Source organism: Streptomyces sp. NPDC031064 (assembly GCF_055570965.1).
In genome coordinates this window covers 34,569-51,448 of record NZ_JBVIGF010000007.1, presented here as the reverse complement: position 1 = coordinate 51,448, position 16,880 = coordinate 34,569, and the positions used below count along the sequence as shown (strand labels likewise).

Genomic DNA, 16,880 nt, shown 5'->3' with positions numbered 1-16,880 from the left:
ACGTCCCCCCCCCCCCCCCCCCCCCCCCCCCCCCCCCCCCCCCCCCCCCCCCGCCCCCCTCCCCCCCCCCCCCCCCCCCCCCCCCCCCCCCCCCCCCCCCGCGGCTTTGCTCGTGGCGCTCGTGCTGTGCGCTTACGCGGACTTCCGGCTGTCGCGCGGATGCACGGCGATGTTCATGGCGCCGGAACGCAGGACCGCCAGCCTCTCGGCCAGCACCTCCTCGAGCTCCTCGCGGGTGCGCCGCTCCATGAGCATGTCCCAGTGCGTACGCGCCGGCTTGCCCTTCTTCTCCTCGGGGCCGTCCCCGTCAACGAGGAGTGCCTGGCTTCCGCAGACCTTGCACTCCCACTCCGGCGGAATCTCCGCCTCGACCGAGAACGGCATCTCGAAACGATGCCCCTTCTCGCATGCGTACTCCACCGCCTGGCGCGGGGCCAGATCGATGCCGCGGTCGGTCTCGTAGCTGGTCACCACGAGGCGCGTGCCGCGAAGAGCTCGCTCACTCATGAATCGTGCCTCCCGGGCTTGTCGCCCACAGGACAGGTGTCGCTGTCGTCGTCATCCGGTCAACGTCCGGTCGGCGGTAAAGATTCCCGTTGCGGGTCATGCGTCGCCCGTCGTGCCGCCCCTTTTTGTACCCACCAGTGCCCGGTTTGTCACATCTGGCATCAGATGTCACCCAGCGTCTTTGCTTACAGAGCACGCAGTAACGGTCCGCCTGGCAGGCCAAAGGCGTACACTACCGGCCTTTCACTTCCGCGTCTAAATCCGGTCCGGTATCGGGTTTCCCGCGGCGGCCACCGCGCGCCGCACGGGCACGCGCGCGAGGAGGACGAAGCCCAGCGCGAAGAAGATCACGAGCGAGATGATGGCGTCCCGGTAGCTGCCGGTGAGCTGGTACGCGAGCCCGAACACCAGCGGCCCCAGCCAGCTCAGCCCGCGGTCGCTCATCTCGTAGGCCGAGAAGTACTCGGCCTCCTTGCCGCGCGGCACCAGGTGTGAGAACAGCGACCGCGACAGCGCCTGGCTGCCGCCCAGGACCAGCCCGATCGCCGCCGCCAGCGCGTAGAACCACACCGGCGCCCCGGCCGGCAGGAAGTACCCGGCCGCGAGGATCAGCGTCCACACCGCGAGCGAACCGAGGATCGTGCGCTTCGCGCCGTGGGTGCGAGCCAGCCGGCCCATGCCCAGCGCCCCCACGACCGCCAGGACCTGGACCAGCAGCACGGCGGTGATGAGGGTGGTCTGTTCCAGGCCCAGTTCCTCCGATCCGTAGATGGAGGCCTGTGAAATCACCGTCTGCACACCGTCGTTGTAGACGAGGTACGCCAGAAGGAAGGAGAGCGTCAGCGGATGCCGGCGCATGTCGCGCAGCGTCGCCAGCAACTGCCGCCAGCCCGAACCGACCGCGCCCTCGCCGCCGGGTGCCACCCGCCGGTCCCGCAACCGCCGCAGCGGTACGAGGGTGAAGGCGCCCCACCACAGACCGGCCGAGGCCAGGCAGATCCGCACCGCCTCGGACTCCGAGAGTCCGAACGACCCATGACCCGTGTACAGGACCAGGTCCAGGACGAGGACGAGGGCCCCGGACGTGTAGCCGAACGCCCATCCCCGCGAGGACACGGCGTCGCGCTCCTCGGGCGCGGCGATCTGCGGCAGGTAGGCGTTGTACAGCACCATCGACACCGCGAGTGAGGCGTTCGCCACAATCAGGAGGAAGGCGCCCAGCAGATAGCGGTCGCCGTCCAGGAAGAACATGCCCGCCGTCGCGGCCGCCCCCAGGTACGCGGCGACCGCCAGCAGCGGTTTCTTACGGCCGGTACGGTCGGCGGCCGCACCGGCCAGCGGCATCACCAGCACCGCCAGGACGACCGAGACGGACACCGCGTACGCGAAGACCGAGCCCGCGCGGACCGGGATGCCGAGGGGGTGGACGAAGCCGTCCGCGTCCGCCGCCGCCTTGGCGACCGACGTCAGGTAGGGCCCGACGAAGACGGTCAGCACGCTCGTCGAGTAGACGGAGCACGCGAAGTCGTAGAAGTACCAGCCGCGTTGCTCGCGCCGGCGGTCGGGCGCTCCGGCTTCACCGGCTGCCCGGTCGGCGGTTTCGGCGTCGCTCACGCCCGCCCCCTTCGTCCCCGTGGAGGGAGACGAGAGGCACGCTCAGACCCAGACCCCCCGGTCGGTCAGTACCGTGCGCAACGTCTCCAGATGATCGGTCATGATGCCATCCACCCCCAGGTCGAGCAGAGCGGCCATCCGGTCCGGATCGTTCACGGTCCACACGTGCACCTGAAGTCCCCTCTGGTGCGCGGCTCTCACGAACCGACGGTCCACGACCCGGATGCCGTTCTGCGTCTCCGGCACCTGCGCCGCCACCGCGCCAGCCCGCAGCGCCGCCGGGATCCCATACGAACGCAGCCGCAGCCCCAGCACCCCGCGCACCCCGTACGAGGTGGCCAGACGCGGGCCCGCGAGCCGCAGCGCCCGGGCCACCCGGCCCTCGTTGAAGGAGCCGACGCAGACCCGGTCCCAGGCGCCCGCTTTGCGCACGACCCCGATCAGGGGCTCCAGGGCGGGCTCCGCCTTGATGTCCACGTTCCAGCGGGCGTCGGGGAACTCCTCCAGCAGCTCCTCGAAGAGCGGCAGCGGCTCCTTGCCGGCCACGCGCGCGTGGCGCACGACGCTCCACGGCAGGTCCCGTATCCGGCCGCGGGTGTCGGTCACCCGGTCCAGCGTCGCGTCGTGGAACGCCACGAGCCGGCCGTCGGCGGTGGTGTGCACGTCGGTCTCGAAGTAGCGGTAACCGGCGGTGGCGGCCCGCCGGAAGGCGGCCACCGTGTTCTCCAGGCCGTCCGCCGCACCACCGCGGTGGGCGAAGGGTATGAGGGAGGACGGGTGGTCCAGATAGGGATGGCGTACGCGAGTCACCGCCGCAGTATGGCCTGCCGGGGTTTCCCGGAGGCGACCACGGTGCTTCCGCCGCCCTGACCGGGGATGGCGAAGGCGCGCAGGAAGAACTGGGCGAGCGGCCCGATCGTCACGGCGTACAGCACGGTCCCCACCCCCAGCGAGCCGCCCAGCAGGAACCCGGTGAGGACGACGGCGACTTCGATCGTCGTACGGACCAGACGGATGGACCGGCCGGTCAGCCGGTGCAGGCCCGTCATCAGGCCGTCGCGCGGGCCGGGGCCGAAGCGGGCGGCGATGTACAGGCCGGTGGCCACCCCGTTGAGGACGATCCCGGCGACCATGAAGGGGATCTGGATGAGCAGCCCGTGCACGTCCGGGACGAGCCACAGGGTGCCGTCCATCGCGGCACCGATGACGACGACATTGGAGACGGTGCCCAGACCGGGCTTCTGCCGCAGTGGTATCCACAGGAGCAGGACGGCGGCGCCGACGATGGTCAGGACAACACCGATCGACAGACCGGTCAGCTCGGCAAGCCCCTCGTGGAGGACGTTCCACGGCTCCAGCCCCAGCCCGCTGCGGACGAGGAGGGCGGAACTCGCGCCGTACAGGGCCAGACCGGCGTAGAGCTGGAAGAGCCTGCGGGCCAGGTGCCGCGGTGTGCTGCCGGAGTCGTCCGTATCCGGTGTGCCGGATGTCGTCGACATGTTGTGCCCCCAATGTGGTGGTGGTGGACTGGTTCATGTCACCCTGTGGCAGGGCTTCGGACCCCAACCAGGTCCAATTCCAGGAAGGTGGACTGAATTCCATGGCTGAGTGGACTTCGGCGGTGGGCCCCGCCCAACTTGCCCGGCAGCTCAACGCGCAGCAGCCCCGGCCGGCCGGCCCCGGCACCCGCAAGCCGCCCGCCTACCGCGCGCTCGCCGACGGCATCCGGCTTCTGGTGCTGGAGGGCCGCGTCCCGGTCGCCGCCCGGCTCCCCGCCGAGCGGGAGCTGGCCCTCGCCCTGTCCGTGAGCCGTACGACGGTCGCCGCCGCCTACGAGGCGCTGCGCGCCGAGGGGTTCCTGGAGTCCCGCCGGGGCGCCGGAAGCTGGACGGCCGTGCCCGCCGGGAACCCGCTGCCGGCGCGGGGCCTGGAACCGCTGCCCCCGGAGTCGCTCGGCTCCATGATCGACCTGGGCTGTGCCTCCCTGCCCGCGCCCGAACCGTGGCTGTCCCGTGGCTTCCAGGGAGCCCTGGAAGAGCTGGCGCCCTACGCCCACACGCACGGGGACTACCCGGCCGGTCTGCCCGCGCTGCGGCAGATGCTCGCCGACCGCTACACGGAACGGGGCATCCCGACGATGCCCGAGCAGATCATGGTGACGACCGGGGCGATGGGTGCGATCGACGCCATCTGCCACCTTTTCGCCGGTCGCGGCGAACGCATCGCGGTCGAGTCGCCCTCGTACGCCAACATCCTCCAGTTGATGCGGGAGGCCGGCGCCCGGCTGGTGCCCGTGGCGATGGCCGAGGGGCTGGAGGGCTGGGACATGGCGCGCTGGCGGCAGGTCCTGCGGGACGCGGCGCCCCGGCTCGCCTATGTCGTCGCGGACTTCCACAACCCGACCGGGGCGCTGGCGGACGAGGACCGGCGGCGCGCGCTCGTCGACGCCTCCCGCTCGGCCGGGACGGTGCTCGTCGTCGACGAGACCATGACCGAGCTGTACCTGGAGGAGGGGCTCGACATGCCCCGGCCCGTGTGCGCCTTTGACCCGGCCGGGAGCACGGTGCTCACCGTGGGTTCGGCGAGCAAGGCGTTCTGGGCGGGCATGCGCATCGGGTGGGTGCGGGCGGCACCGGACGTCATCCGCTCGCTGGTCGCCGCCCGCGCGTACGCCGACCTCGGCACGCCCGTACTGGAGCAGCTCGGCGTCAACTGGCTGATGCGGACCGGCGGCTGGGAGGAGGCCGTATCCCTGCGGCGTGCCCAGGCGCGGGAGAACCGTGACGCGCTGGTCGCGGCGGTCCGCCGGGAGCTGCCCGACTGGGAGTTCGAGGTGCCGCGCGGTGGCCTGACCCTGTGGGTCCGCACCGGCGGGCTGTCCGGTTCCCGGCTGGCCGAGATGGGCGAACGGGTCGGCGTACGGGTGCCCTCCGGGCCCCGCTTCGGCGTGGACGGCGCCTTCGAGGGGTACGTACGGCTGCCGTTCACGGTCTCCGGTCCGGTCGCCGACGAGGCCGCCGCGCGGCTCGCGGCGGCGGCCCGGCTGGTGCGGGCGGGTGCGAGCGCCGGTACGGGGGAGGCGCCCAGGACGTTCGTGGCGTGAGGCGGGCGCCCGGGCTCCGCCCGGCGCTGTCAGCCCGTGGGCGCCGGCTCCGGCCCCTCCGGAACGGCTACCGGGCCCGGGGCCGGTACGGGGTCCAGGGCGGGGGAGGGCCGGCGGTCGGGGAGCAGGTCCAGGACGGCCTGCCGGTGCGCCTCCGTCGTCGCGTCGTCGTACGGGTCCGGCGTCGCCGGGACCTGGAGCCGGAGCACCGGTCCAGTACCGAGCCGGGCGTAACCGCGCCCGGGCGGGACGTGCGGTGTCGGGGTCGTGTGCGGCGCGGCGTCCAGGACCGACCGCACCAGCTCCGGCGTGGCGGGCCCGAGGACGACCCGGGCCCGGGTGTGCGCCCAGACCGCCTCGCTGAGCGCGTCCACGCTGTCGAACTGCTCGGCCACGACCACCGTCACATGGGCCGCCCGGCCGTGCCGGAGCGGGACCTGGAGCAGCGACTGCGGGTCCGTCCGGCCGTCCGCCGCCGCGAGGTGGCCGAACACGCTCGGCCGGTCCAGCAGGATCCACAGCGGCCGCCTGGTGTCCTCGGGCGCCGGGTGCCCGGCCTGCCGGGCCCGGTTCGCCGCGATCAGCCGCCGTTCCGTCTCGTGCGCCGCCCATTCCAGGCTCGCCAGCGCGCCGGCCAGTCCGCACTCGACGGCCAGGACCCCGGCGCGCCCCGTGAGGCAGGCGTACTCGCCGGTCCCGCTGCCCTCGACGATCAGCACGTCGCCGTGCTGGAGCGCCTGGAGGGCGATGGACCGCAGCAGCGTGGTGGTGCCGCTGCCGGGCTGGCCGACGGCCAGCAGGTGCGGCTCCGTGGAGCGCGGCCCCGTGCGCCACACCACCGGCGGCGCGTCCCGCGACTCGTCCCCGTCCCGCACCGGAACGGTCCGCTGCACCGCCTCGGGGTCCGTGAACCCCAGCACCGTCTCGCCCGGCGCGGTGACGAAGCGCTGTGCGGCCACCGAGGTGGGCAGGGCGGGAAGGACCCGCATGAGGAGCTGGTTTCCCTCTTCGTCCCAGTCGAAGAGGTACTCCCGGCCCCGCCCGGACTTGGCGTGCAGCAGTTGCTCGATCCTCGCCCGGGACGCGGCCTCGCCGTCCGTGAAGTACGCCGGGTAGGTGATCCTCAGCCGGGTCGGCCTCCCGTCGCCGTCGAACTCGAAGTCGCCGAACGCCTTGGCCCAGTCACCACCGTGGGCGAACAGCGGGTTCGGGTCCTCCGGGACGGAGAAGTACGGCACCAGGGCCTCGTACAGCGCCCGGAGCCGCTCCGCCTCCGCCTCGTCGGGCCCGGTCTTCGCGACCGTCCGCTCGCGCCCCTGCCACGCCGCCGTGCCCATCACCGAGACCAGGGCCAGCAGCGGCCCGTACGGGAGGAGGGCGACCACCAGTACGCAGGCCGCGACCAGGAGCAGCGCGGGACCGCGCCGTTCCTTGGGGGTCGCGGCCCACTTGGCGCGCCCGGCCCCGGCCAGTTTCCGCAGGCCGCGGGTGATGGTGATCAGCGGATGGAGGACGTCGGTGGCGCCGTCGGCGGCCGTTCGTGCGATCTCCCGGCCGCGGGCGATCCGGGCGCCGGCACCAGCCGGAAGGGACCGCATGCTCGGAACGCTCCGAAGGTTCGGGATGCGCGGAAGGGGGCGCCGGGCCACGTCGTACTCCTGATCCTGAGGTCGTGGAAGGGGCGCGGGCGTCAGAACTTGATCCCGCCCAGCAGGCTGGCGAGGCTCGCGCCGCCCGCCGTGATGCTGGGTGCGATCGCGGTGCCCGCGAGGTAGAAGCCGAAGAGCGCGCAGACGAGGGCGTGGGAGGCCTTGAGCCCGTCCTTCTTGAAGAAGAGGAAGACGATGATGCCGAGCAGTACCACGCCTGAGATGGACAGGATCATGAGGGGATCTCCTGGGTGAGGGGACAGTCACCTTCAGTACTTCCAGCCTCACAGCAAGTATCTATGTGATAAAAGATGCAAATGGGTGAAATTATGCGCTTTTCACTTGACTGGCGGACGGGGTGGCCGTGTCGCGAGGCGCCTTCCGGCCAGCGGCACATCCCTTGCCATGGCCGGGCCGGGTCATGTGCGCGCCCGGGCAGTACCCTGTCGGTTCACTCGTACGGCGGCCCCGCCGTGCGCACCGGTCCAACCGGGTCCACGCAGGTCAACGCGGCTGTCGCGGCCGCGCGCGTCCATGCCTCCATGGCGCGTCAATGAGGTGAAAGGCGGTACGTCCGATGAGTGAAACCCCGGACCCCGAGGTGATCGAGCTGGCGTCCAGGATCTTCGATCTGGCGCGGCAGGGCGACGCCGAGGCGCTCGCCTCCTACATCGACGCCGGGGCGCCCGCGAACCTCACCAACGACAAGGGCGACTCCCTGGTGATGCTCGCCGCCTACCACGGCCACGCCCGGGCCGTGACGGCCCTCCTGGAGCGCGGCGCCGACCCCGACCGCGCGAACGACCGGGGTCAGACCCCGATCGCCGGCGCCGTCTTCAAGGGCGAGGACGAGGTGGTCCGCGCCCTGCTGGCCCACGGCGCCGATCCGGAAGCAGGAACTCCGTCCGCCGTGGATACGGCGCGGATGTTTGGGAAGGCACACCTCCTGGAGCTGTTCGCCTCCCGGTGAACGGGCGCTGAACCCCAGGTGAGAGCGGCGCCGTAAATGTGGTCGCGGTGGCGAAATGGCTGGGTCATCATGACGTCGGGCCCACAGGGGGCCACCGACGAGAGGCAGAGGAAGATGGTCAACACCAAGCGGAAGACGACGGGCGGCTCCACATGTTGCTGCGCGGCCTAGGCAATCACCGTTCCCCGGTCACCCCGGGCCCGGTCTCCTCCGGGTGCGTCGACAGCTTGATGTGAGGCATTTTCCATGTTCGATCCAGTCATAGCGCCGAGCGGTACCCTGCTCGGCCTGTTGCAGAGGGGCCGCGGCGACGGCACGCTGCACGCGCTCGCCGCGCCACGCGCGGAAGCCCTCGCGGCCCTCAACCACTGTGTCCTCGACGACCCGCGCCAGGACTGGCAGGTCGAGAACCGGTCCCTCTACTACGCACGTCTCTACCTGGATCTGCACGGCGGACTCGACGAGATCGAGGCCCACCTGTTCGGTGCCGAGGACCAGCTCGACACCGACGAGGCACGGACCGGCCTCGCGCTCGCCGTCCTCGGCCACCTCGCCGCGTACGGCCGCGAGGACGCCTTCACGCTGCTGCGCCGGTACGCCGCGACCGGCACCAACTGGGCCTGGGCGCTCGACGAGCTCGCCCTGCGCGACGACGACTCCTGGCTGCGCGGCCTCGCCGCCCCCATCCTCGCCCGCTTCCCCGCCACCCCGGAGGGCGACGCCGAGCTGGCCGCCGCCGTACGGGACGCCTTCGAGCCGCGCCCGTGGCGCCTGTGGGCCGAGGACCAGCGGGACGCCATCGGCGCCCGCGTACGGGCGGCACAGGAACAGGGCTCCTTCGACCGCTGGCAGCGCCAGATGCGCCCCACCGGGCCCCGCCCCGGCTGGAGCGTCCAGGCGGTCCTGGAATGGGCCCAGGAGGGCCTGGAGCGCGGCTCCGTGCTCCATGTGCCGGCCGCCCGCTGCCTGACCGCCGTCGCCGGTCCCGACGACCGGCCACTGATCGTCGAGGCCGCCCGCGGCGGCCCGGACGGCGCCCGCTGCGCCGCCCTGCACTACCTCGCCGAAGCGCGCGACCCCGCCGTGCTCGACCTCATCGAGGCCGCGGCGGCCAGCGACTCCCGCACCGTCGCCGAAGCCGCCGTCGCCGCCTTCGAGCGCATGTGCGGCGACGCGGCCGTCGACCGCGCCCGCGGCTGGGTGCACCGGCCCGACGCGCTCGGCGCCTCCGCGGCCGGCGTGCTCGCCTGCCGGGGCGACGCCCGTGACGCGGGGCTCGTCCTGGGCGCGCTGCGCGAGGCCGTACGGGCCGACGGCCCCGACGCGCCGTCGCTGTACGCCCTCGTCGACGGCACCGGCCGGCTGGGCGTCGCCTGCGCCGCGCCCGTGCTGCGCCACATCTACCGCGAAACCGCCTCCTCCCAGCTCCGTGGGCGCACGGCCCGCGCCCTCGCCGCCACGGACCCCTCCTTCCCGACCGGCTTCGCCGTGGAATGCCTGTGGGACTGCGAGGAGACCACCAGGGAGATCGCCGCACTGCACGCCGAGACCGGTGACGTACGCGTGGCCGAGCGGCTGCGCCGCCTCGCCGCCGACCCTGCCGAGGAGGACGAGGTGCAGAGCGCCGTACGGAGCCGGATCGGACCCGACCTGCCGGCCCTCTGAGGCCGCGCGGGGCCCCGCCCGGGGCGCGTGCGGGCAAACGCTCATGGGACGTTCCCCGCATGGAAAGATCCAAGTCGGCGGAGCCACTCCGGGCGCGACGACAACACCCGTATGCGTGTCGTCATCGTCACCGAATCCTTTCCCCCCGACATCAACGGTGTGGCGCACTGCGCCCTGCAAACCGCACGGCACCTCGCCGCACGCGGCCATGACCCACTCGTCATAGCCCCCGCCGCCCCGGCCGTCGCCGCCGGAACCCCCAACGAGGACAGCCCCTGCCCGGTCGTCCGCGTCCCGTCGCTGCCCCTGCCCGGCTACCCCCAGGTCCGGGTGGCGCTGCCCAGCAGGCGGGTGGCCGCCGCGATCGCCGCCCACCGGGCCGACCTCGTCCACCTGGCGAGCCCCTTCGTGCTCGGGGTACGCGGCATGGCGGCCGCCACCCGGCTCGGTCTGCCCGCCGTCGCGGTCTACCAGACCGACCTCGCCGGCTACGCCCGCACCTACATGGGCGCCGGCGAGGGCACCGCCTGGCGGCGGCTGCGCGCCGTGCACGGTGCCGCCGACCGGACCCTCGCCCCGTCCACGGCCGCTGTCCGGGACCTGGAGGAGCACGGCGTGGCCCGGGTACGGCTCTGGCCGCGCGGCGTCGACACCCGGCGGTTCAGGCCCGGGCTGCGGGACGAGGCGCTCCGCCGGGAGCTGGCGCCCGGCGGCGAACTGCTCGTCGGGTACGTGGGGCGGCTCGCGCCCGAGAAGCGGGTGGAGCTGCTGGCCGGGGCGTGCGGCCTGCCCGGCGTACGCGTGGTCGTCGTCGGCGACGGACCGAGCGGGGGCGCGCTGCGGACCGCCCTGCCCGGCGCCGTCTTCCTCGGGCGTCGTACGGGCGGCGAACTGGCCCGCATCTTCGCGTCCCTGGACGTGTTCGCGCACACCGGCCCTTACGAGACGTTCTGCCAGACCGTCCAGGAGGCCATGGCCAGCGGCGTCCCGGTGATCGCCCCCGCCGCGGGCGGGCCCCTGGACCTGGTCGACCACGGCCGGACCGGCCTCCTGGTCACCCCGCACGACCCCGATGCCATACGGACCGCCGTGGCCGCCCTCGCCGCCGATCCCGCCCTCCGCGCCGCGTACGGGCGCGCGGGGAGGGACACGGTGGAGGGCAGGACCTGGACCGCCGTCGGGGACCAGCTCATCGACCACTACGGCGAGGTGCTGCGCGAGCGGACGGCGGTGGCGGCATGAGCCTGCGCATCGTACGGCTGGCGAACTTCGTCACCCCCTCCTCCGGCGGACTGCGCACCGCGCTCGACGCACTCGGCCGCGGCTACGCGGCCGCCGGGCACGAGCCCGTCCTGGTGATGCCGGGGGAGGACGAGAGCGACCGGATGACCCGGCAGGGCCGGGTCATCACCCTGCCCGGGCCCGTCCTGCCCGGCACGGGCGGCTACCGGGTCCTCGCCGACCGCCGCCGGCTTGGGCAGTTGCTGGAGCGGCTCGGACCCGACCGGCTGGAGGTCTCCGACCGCACCACCCTGCGCTGGACGGGCGAGTGGGCCAGGCGCGCCAGGGTGCCCGCCGTGATGGTCTCCCACGAGACCGCGGACGGGGTCCTGCGTACCTGGGGGATGCCGGCCGGTCTGTCCGCGCGGGCGGCCGACCGGCTCAACCGCCGCAGCGCGTGGGCCTACACCCGGATCGTGTGCACCACCGAGTGGGCGGAGCGCGAGTTCGTACGGATCGGGGCGCGCAACGTCGTACGGGCGCCGCTCGGCGTCGACCTGCGCCGCTGCCACCCGGGCCGGCGCAGTGCCGCGCTGCGGGCCCGGTACGCGCCCGGCGCCGACGTGCTGCTCATGCTCTGCTCCCGGCTGTCGGTCGAGAAGCGGCCCGGCACGGCCCTGGACACCCTCGCCGAACTGCGCGCACGCGGAATGCGGGCGGCCCTGGTGGTCGCCGGTGACGGGCCGCTGCGCGGCGGCCTGGAGCGGCGGGCGCGGGGACTGCCCGTCCGGTTCCTCGGGCACGTCCCCGACCGGGAGGAGGTCGCCGCCCTCCAGGCGTCGGCGGACCTGTGCCTCGCGCCGGGACCGGCGGAGACGTTCGGGCTGTCCGCCCTGGAGGCGCTCGCCTGCGGCACCCCGGTCGTCGCCAGCGCCTCCTCCGCCCTGCCGGAGGTCGTCGGCGACGCGGGCGTGGCCGCCCAGGACACCCCGGCCGCGTTCGCCGACGCCGCGACCAGCCTCCTGGCCCGCCCCGAGGCCGGCCGCCGCGCGGTGGCCCGCGCCCGGGCCGAACTCTTCGGCTGGGACCGTGCCGTGGCGGCGTTCCTGGCCGCCCACGACGCCCCCGCCCACCCGGCCCGCACCCCCGGCCCGGAGGTCCCGGCATGACCGCCCCCACGGCCCCGGCCGAGCCGGCGGTCCCGGCGGTTCCGGCGGTCTCGTCCTCCCCGGTGGTTCCGATGGACCCGGCGGTCCGGTCGGTCCCGGCGGTCCCGGCCGCCCGAGCGGTTCCGGCCGCCCGAGCGGTTCCGGCGGTCTCGGCCTCTCCGGCGGTCCCGACGGTGCCGGCGGTCTCCGCCTCGCCGGCCTCCCCGGCCGTCCCGGCGTCCCCGGCGGTTCCGCCGGCCGGCGTGGGCACGTCCGGGTTCCGGCCGGTGCCGGGTGCCGCCCCCGACTCGTCGCCGGCCGCGCGCCCGGAGCCGACCGGTGGCGGCCCGTGCGGCGCTCCTGCCGCCGGTGCCGGTGCCGGTGCCGCCGTGCCGGGCGTCGCCTGGGCGCCGGTCCGGGAGGCCGCCGGTGGGAAACGGCTCCACGCGTGCGTGGAGCGTGCCCGGCCGGTGGACGTCCAGGGCGGGCCGGTGGCACCGGTGCGGCGGTTCGCCGCGCTCGGGGACTCCCTGAGCGCGGGGGTCGGCGACCCCGTCGAGGGCGGCTGGCGCGGGTGGGCCGCGCTGCTCGCGGGCGGGCTGGCAAGCGAGGCGGACGCGGCGGACGCGGCGGACGGCGACGCGGACGAGCGGGCCGTGGGCTTCCGTAACTTCGCCGTCAGCGGCGCCCGGACCCGGGACGTCGCCGAGTCCCAGCTCCCCGAGGCGCTCGCGTACCGCCCGGACGTCGCCTCCGTCGTCGTCGGCGTCAACGACACCCTGCGCCGCACGTTCGACATCGCCGAGGTCGCCGTCGCCCTGGACCGGGTGTGCGGGCAGTTGGCCGCCGAGGGCGCCGTACTCCTGACGGCGTGCCTGCCCGACCCCGGCACCATGCTGGGCCTTCCCCCGCCGCTCGCGCGGCCGCTCGCCCGCCGCCAGCGCGCGGTCAACGCCGTCGTGCACGCCCTGTCCGCCCGGTACGGCGCCGTCCACCTGCACATGGCGGACGCCGCCTGGGTCGAGGACCGCGCCCTGTGGAGCGCCGACCGGCTGCACCCCGGTGAGCGCGGGCACCGGACGATCGCCGCCCGGTTCCACGCCCTGCTCGCCGAACGCGGCCTGGCCGGCGGCGCCCCGCCGGACCGCGAGCCCCGCCGTCCGCCGCCGACCCGCGCGGACTCGCTGCTGTGGCTGGCCACGGCCGGCACCGGCTGGGTGGTGCGGCGGTGCCACGACCTGCTGCCCCAGTTGCTGCGGCTCGCCGTGGCGGAGGTACGGCACTGGGCGGGCGGTACCAGCGCGCGGCTCGACGAGCGTGCCGAACACGCCCTGTCCGCCGCCCTCGCCGCCGTGTCGGTATCCATGGACGTGGCGGGACCCGTTGCCAGAATGGGGGAATGACCGGGCGCTGGGAGTTCTGGATCGACCGTGGCGGCACCTTCACCGACATCGTGGCCAGGCGGCCCGACGGGCGCCTGGTCACCCGCAAGCTGCTCTCGCACGACCCCGCCCGGTACCGGGACGCGGCCGTGGCCGGAATCCGGCTCCTGCTCGGGCTCTCGCGGGACGAACCCGTACCGGCGGACCGGATCGCGTCCGTCAAGATGGGCACCACCGTCGCCACCAACGCCCTCCTGGAGCGGCGCGGAGAGCCGACCGTCCTGCTCATCACCGAGGGCTTCCGCGACGCGCTGCGCATCGCCTACCAGAACCGGCCGCGCATCTTCGACCGCCGCATCCTGCTCCCGGAAGCGGTGTACGACCGGGTGATCGAGGTGCCCGAGCGCATCGACGCCCACGGCACCGTCGTACGGCCGCTCGACGTGGCCGCCGTCGTCGACCGTCTGAAAGCCGCCCATGGCGACGGTTTTCGCAGCGCGGCGGTCGTCCTCCTGCACGGCTACCGCCATCCCCACCACGAGCTGCGCGTCGCCGAGGCCGCCCGAACGGCCGGGTTCACACAGGTCAGCTCCTCCCACGAGGTCAGCCCGCTGATCAAGCTGGTGCCGCGCGGCGACACCACGGTCGTCGACGCGTACCTCTCGCCGATCCTGCGGCGGTACGTCGACCGGGTCGCGGGCGAACTCGCCGGGGTGCGGCTGATGTTCATGCAGTCCAACGGCGGGCTGCGGGAGGCGACCCATTTCCGGGGCAAGGACGCCGTCCTGTCCGGCCCGGCGGGCGGGGTCGTCGGCATGGCCCGTACGTCGGAGCAGGCCGGGTCCGGGCGGGTGATCGGCTTCGACATGGGCGGCACGTCCACCGACGTGTCCCACTACGCGGGCGAGTTCGAACGGGAGCTGGGCACACAGGTGGCCGGGGTGCGGATGCGCGCGCCGATGATGAGCATCCACACCGTCGCGGCGGGCGGCGGCTCGGTCCTCCACTTCGACGGCCGGCGCTACCGGGTCGGCCCCGACTCGGCCGGCGCCGACCCGGGGCCCGCCTGCTACCGGCGCGGCGGCCCGCTGACGGTGACCGACGCCAATGTGATGCTCGGCCGCGTACAGCCGGCCCACTTCCCCGCCGTGTTCGGCCCGGACGGTGACCAGCCGCTCGACGCGGAGGTGGTGCGCGCCCGGTTCACCGCGCTCGCCGAGGAGGTGCGGCGGCACACCGGCACGGCCCGCACCCCCGAGGAGGTGGCCGCCGGGTTCCTGGAGATCGCCGTCCTCAACATGGCGAACGCCGTCAAGAAGATCTCCGTGCAGCGCGGCCACGACATCACGCGGTACGCGCTCACCAGCTTCGGCGGCGCCGGCGGCCAGCACGCGTGCGCGGTCGCCGACGCCCTGGGCGTGGACACGGTCCTGGTGCCGCCGCTGGCCGGAGTGCTCTCCGCGTACGGCATCGGCCTCGCCGACGCCACCGTCATGCGCGAACAGTCCGTCGAGGCGGAACTGGACGACACCGCCCACGCGCGCGTGGAGGACCTCTGCCACCGGCTCGCCGCGCGCACCCGCGACGAACTGCGCGCCGACGGGCTGCCCGACGACGCGATCACCACCCACGCGCGCGTACTGATCCGTTACGCCGGTACGGACGCGAGCCTGCCCGTACCGCTCGGGTCCGCCGAGGAGATGCGCGAGGCGTTCACGGCGGCACACCGCGTGCGGTACGCCTTCACCATGGACAAGCCCCTGGTGGTGGAGGCCGTGTCGGTCGAGGCCGTGGGCAGGGCCGGCCCGCACGGCCCCGCCGGCGCCGAACCACCGCCCCGGGAGGGCCGTTTGCGGCCGCGCGCGACCGTAACGATGTTCGTGGACGGCGCCCCGAGGGACACCCCGCTGTACCGGCGCGAGGACCTCCGGCCGTCCGACACGGTCCAGGGACCCGCCATCATCGCCGAGGCCGACGCCACGACGGTCGTCGACGACGGATGGCAGGCCGTCGCGGCCGGCACCGGGCACCTCCGCCTGACCCGGGCCCGCCCCAGGCCGAGCCGGAGCGCCGTCGGCACGGACGTCGACCCGGTCCTCCTGGAGGTGTTCAACAACCTCTTCATGGCCATCGCCGAGCAGATGGGCGTACGCCTGGAGAACACCGCCCACTCCGTCAACATCAAGGAACGGCTCGACTTCTCCTGCGCCCTCTTCGACGCCGACGGCAACCTGATCGCCAACGCGCCCCACATCCCCGTCCACCTCGGCTCCATGGGGGAGTCCATCAAGGAGGTGCTGCGGCGCAACGAAGGCACCATGCGCCCCGGGGACGTGTACGCCATCAACGACCCCTACCACGGCGGCACGCACCTGCCCGACGTGACGGTCGTGACGCCCGTCTTCGGACCGTCCGGCGACCTCCGCTTCCTCGTCGCCTCACGCGGGCACCACGCCGAGATCGGCGGCATCACCCCCGGCTCCATGCCCGCCTTCAGCCGCACCATCCACGAGGAGGGCGTCCTCTTCGACAACTGGCTTCTCGTACGGGACGGACACCTGCGCGAGGCCGAGACCCGGCGGCTGCTCACCGAGGCCCCGTACCCGTCCCGCGACCCCGACACCAACCTCGCCGACCTGCGCGCCCAGATCGCCGCCAACGAGAAGGGCATCGAGGAACTGCGCCGCATGGTGGACCAGTTCGGCCTGGACGTCGTCCACGCCTACATGCGGCACGTCCGCGACAACGCCGAGGAGTCGGTACGCCGGATCGTCGCCACCCTCCACGACGGCTCCTGCCGGTACGAGACGGACGGCGGGGCGGTCATCCGGGTGGCCGTCCGCGTGGACCGCGAGGGCCGGAGCGCCGTCCTCGACTTCACCGGCACGTCCCCCCAGCAGCCCGGGAACGTCAACGCGCCCACGTCCGTGGTCATGGCGGCCGTGCTGTACGTGTTCCGGACCCTCGTCGACGACGACATCCCGCTCAACAGCGGCTGCCTGGAACCGCTGGACGTGCGCGTGCCGGACGGGTCGATGCTCGCCCCCTCCTACCCGGCCGCGACGGTCGCGGGCAACGTCGAGACCTCACAGGCCGTCACCGGCGCCCTGTACGCCGCGCTGGGCGTCCAGGCGGAGGGCTCCGGCACCATGAACAACGTGACCTTCGGCAACGACCGGGTGCAGTACTACGAGACGGTGGCGAGCGGCTCGGGAGCCGGGGACGGCTTCGACGGCGCCGACGCCGTCCAGACCCACATGACCAACTCCCGGCTCACCGACCCGGAGGTCCTGGAGTGGCGCTACCCGGTCCGGGTGGACGCCTTCGCGGTACGGGAGGGCAGCGGTGGGCGCGGCCGCTGGCGGGGCGGTCACGGCGTCGTCCGGCGCATCCGGTTCCTGGAGCCCATGACGGTGGCCCTCCTGACCGGGCACCGGAGGGTGCCCCCGTACGGCATGGCGGGCGGCGGCCCCGGGGCGCTGGGCGAGAACGCGGTGGAGCGCGCCGACGGCACCGCCCAGCGGCTGGGCGGCGTGGACGTGGTCGACGTGGGCCCCGGGGACGTCCTGGTCGTCGCGACGCCCGGGGGAGGCGGTTACGGGGAGCCTGTACGGGAGTGAT

The 16,880-nt window shown here is 74.1% G+C and carries 13 protein-coding genes; 7 read left to right on the top strand and 6 right to left on the bottom strand.

Translation table 11 applies throughout. The features are described 5' to 3' along the window. Positions 1–132: 132 nt before the first annotated feature. The 4 genes from ACZ46W_RS24520 to yczE all read right to left on the bottom strand — a co-directional run bounded on the left by ACZ46W_RS24520 (position 133) and on the right by yczE (position 3,620). The gene (locus ACZ46W_RS24520) at positions 133–507 is read right to left on the bottom strand and encodes an RNA polymerase-binding protein RbpA (protein ID WP_026278069.1); all 375 of its coding nucleotides are present in this window, start codon (positions 505–507) and stop codon (positions 133–135) included. A 255-nt stretch (positions 508–762) separates the two neighbouring features. Further along, positions 763–2,121: an MFS transporter gene (locus tag ACZ46W_RS24515; RefSeq protein ID WP_468341287.1), complete on the bottom strand. Its 1,359-nt coding sequence runs from the start codon at positions 2,119–2,121 to the stop codon at positions 763–765. A gap of 42 nt (positions 2,122–2,163) precedes the next feature. Continuing rightward, the gene (locus tag ACZ46W_RS24510) at positions 2,164–2,931 is read right to left on the bottom strand and encodes a glycerophosphodiester phosphodiesterase family protein (protein ID WP_468341284.1); all 768 of its coding nucleotides are present in this window, start codon (positions 2,929–2,931) and stop codon (positions 2,164–2,166) included. Further along, positions 2,928–3,620: a membrane protein YczE gene (yczE, locus tag ACZ46W_RS24505; protein ID WP_468341282.1), complete on the bottom strand. Its 693-nt coding sequence runs from the start codon at positions 3,618–3,620 to the stop codon at positions 2,928–2,930. The genes ACZ46W_RS24510 and yczE overlap by 4 nt, the downstream gene beginning before the upstream one ends. A 101-nt stretch (positions 3,621–3,721) precedes the next feature. Here yczE and ACZ46W_RS24500 point away from each other — a divergent pair, with 101 nt between their 5' ends. Further along, positions 3,722–5,224 carry an SCO1417 family PLP biosynthesis transcription factor gene (locus ACZ46W_RS24500; protein ID WP_366130788.1) on the top strand — a complete coding sequence of 501 codons (1,503 nt, stop codon included), beginning with the start codon at positions 3,722–3,724 and terminating at the stop codon, positions 5,222–5,224. A gap of 29 nt (positions 5,225–5,253) precedes the next feature. On the opposite strand, the gene ACZ46W_RS24495 is transcribed toward ACZ46W_RS24500, so the two are convergent. Both ACZ46W_RS24495 and ACZ46W_RS24490 read right to left on the bottom strand, forming a co-directional pair. After that, positions 5,254–6,873, bottom strand: a complete 1,620-nt coding sequence (locus ACZ46W_RS24495; protein WP_468341279.1) for a hypothetical protein — start codon at positions 6,871–6,873, stop codon at positions 5,254–5,256. Positions 6,874–6,914: 41 nt separating this feature from the next. Beyond that, the gene (locus ACZ46W_RS24490) at positions 6,915–7,109 is read right to left on the bottom strand and encodes a hypothetical protein (RefSeq protein WP_017949565.1); all 195 of its coding nucleotides are present in this window, start codon (positions 7,107–7,109) and stop codon (positions 6,915–6,917) included. 341 nt (positions 7,110–7,450) lie between these two features. Between ACZ46W_RS24490 and ACZ46W_RS24485 the strand changes: the two genes are divergently transcribed. The 6 genes from ACZ46W_RS24485 to ACZ46W_RS24460 all read left to right on the top strand — a co-directional run bounded on the left by ACZ46W_RS24485 (position 7,451) and on the right by ACZ46W_RS24460 (position 16,879). Continuing rightward, positions 7,451–7,843 (top strand): ankyrin repeat domain-containing protein, encoded by a 393-nt coding sequence (locus tag ACZ46W_RS24485; protein WP_468341276.1) that lies wholly within the window; start codon positions 7,451–7,453, stop codon positions 7,841–7,843. 246 nt (positions 7,844–8,089) lie between these two features. Then, positions 8,090–9,508, top strand: a complete 1,419-nt coding sequence (locus tag ACZ46W_RS24480) for a HEAT repeat domain-containing protein (protein ID WP_468341274.1) — start codon at positions 8,090–8,092, stop codon at positions 9,506–9,508. Between the two features lie 111 nt (positions 9,509–9,619). After that, a complete protein-coding gene (locus ACZ46W_RS24475) occupies positions 9,620–10,750 on the top strand; it encodes a glycosyltransferase family 4 protein (protein ID WP_468341271.1) in 1,131 nt (376 codons plus the stop codon). Continuing rightward, entirely contained in the window at positions 10,747–11,898 is a 1,152-nt protein-coding gene (locus tag ACZ46W_RS24470) for a glycosyltransferase (RefSeq protein WP_468341268.1), read from the top strand. The genes ACZ46W_RS24475 and ACZ46W_RS24470 overlap by 4 nt, the downstream gene beginning before the upstream one ends. 449 nt (positions 11,899–12,347) lie before the next feature. Next, positions 12,348–13,280 carry an SGNH/GDSL hydrolase family protein gene (locus ACZ46W_RS24465; RefSeq protein WP_468342308.1) on the top strand — a complete coding sequence of 311 codons (933 nt, stop codon included), beginning with the start codon at positions 12,348–12,350 and terminating at the stop codon, positions 13,278–13,280. After that, entirely contained in the window at positions 13,277–16,879 is a 3,603-nt protein-coding gene (locus tag ACZ46W_RS24460) for a hydantoinase B/oxoprolinase family protein (RefSeq protein WP_468341265.1), read from the top strand. The genes ACZ46W_RS24465 and ACZ46W_RS24460 overlap by 4 nt, the downstream gene beginning before the upstream one ends. Position 16,880 lies beyond the last annotated feature (1 nt).

Excerpts from the sequence above, each read along its gene's own strand:
- ACZ46W_RS24520 (WP_026278069.1), bottom strand. The coding sequence starts at position 507 with ATGAGTGAGCGAGCTCTTCGCGGCACGCGCCTCGTGGTGACCAGCTAC.
- yczE (WP_468341282.1), bottom strand. The coding sequence starts at position 3,620 with ATGTCGACGACATCCGGCACACCGGATACGGACGACTCCGGCAGCACA.
- ACZ46W_RS24500 (WP_366130788.1), top strand. The coding sequence starts at position 3,722 with ATGGCTGAGTGGACTTCGGCGGTGGGCCCCGCCCAACTTGCCCGGCAG.
- ACZ46W_RS24490 (WP_017949565.1), bottom strand. The coding sequence starts at position 7,109 with ATGATCCTGTCCATCTCAGGCGTGGTACTGCTCGGCATCATCGTCTTC.
- ACZ46W_RS24485 (WP_468341276.1), top strand. The coding sequence starts at position 7,451 with ATGAGTGAAACCCCGGACCCCGAGGTGATCGAGCTGGCGTCCAGGATC.
- ACZ46W_RS24480 (WP_468341274.1), top strand. The coding sequence starts at position 8,090 with ATGTTCGATCCAGTCATAGCGCCGAGCGGTACCCTGCTCGGCCTGTTG.
- ACZ46W_RS24475 (WP_468341271.1), top strand. The coding sequence starts at position 9,620 with ATGCGTGTCGTCATCGTCACCGAATCCTTTCCCCCCGACATCAACGGT.
- ACZ46W_RS24470 (WP_468341268.1), top strand. The coding sequence starts at position 10,747 with ATGAGCCTGCGCATCGTACGGCTGGCGAACTTCGTCACCCCCTCCTCC.
- ACZ46W_RS24460 (WP_468341265.1), top strand. The coding sequence starts at position 13,277 with ATGACCGGGCGCTGGGAGTTCTGGATCGACCGTGGCGGCACCTTCACC.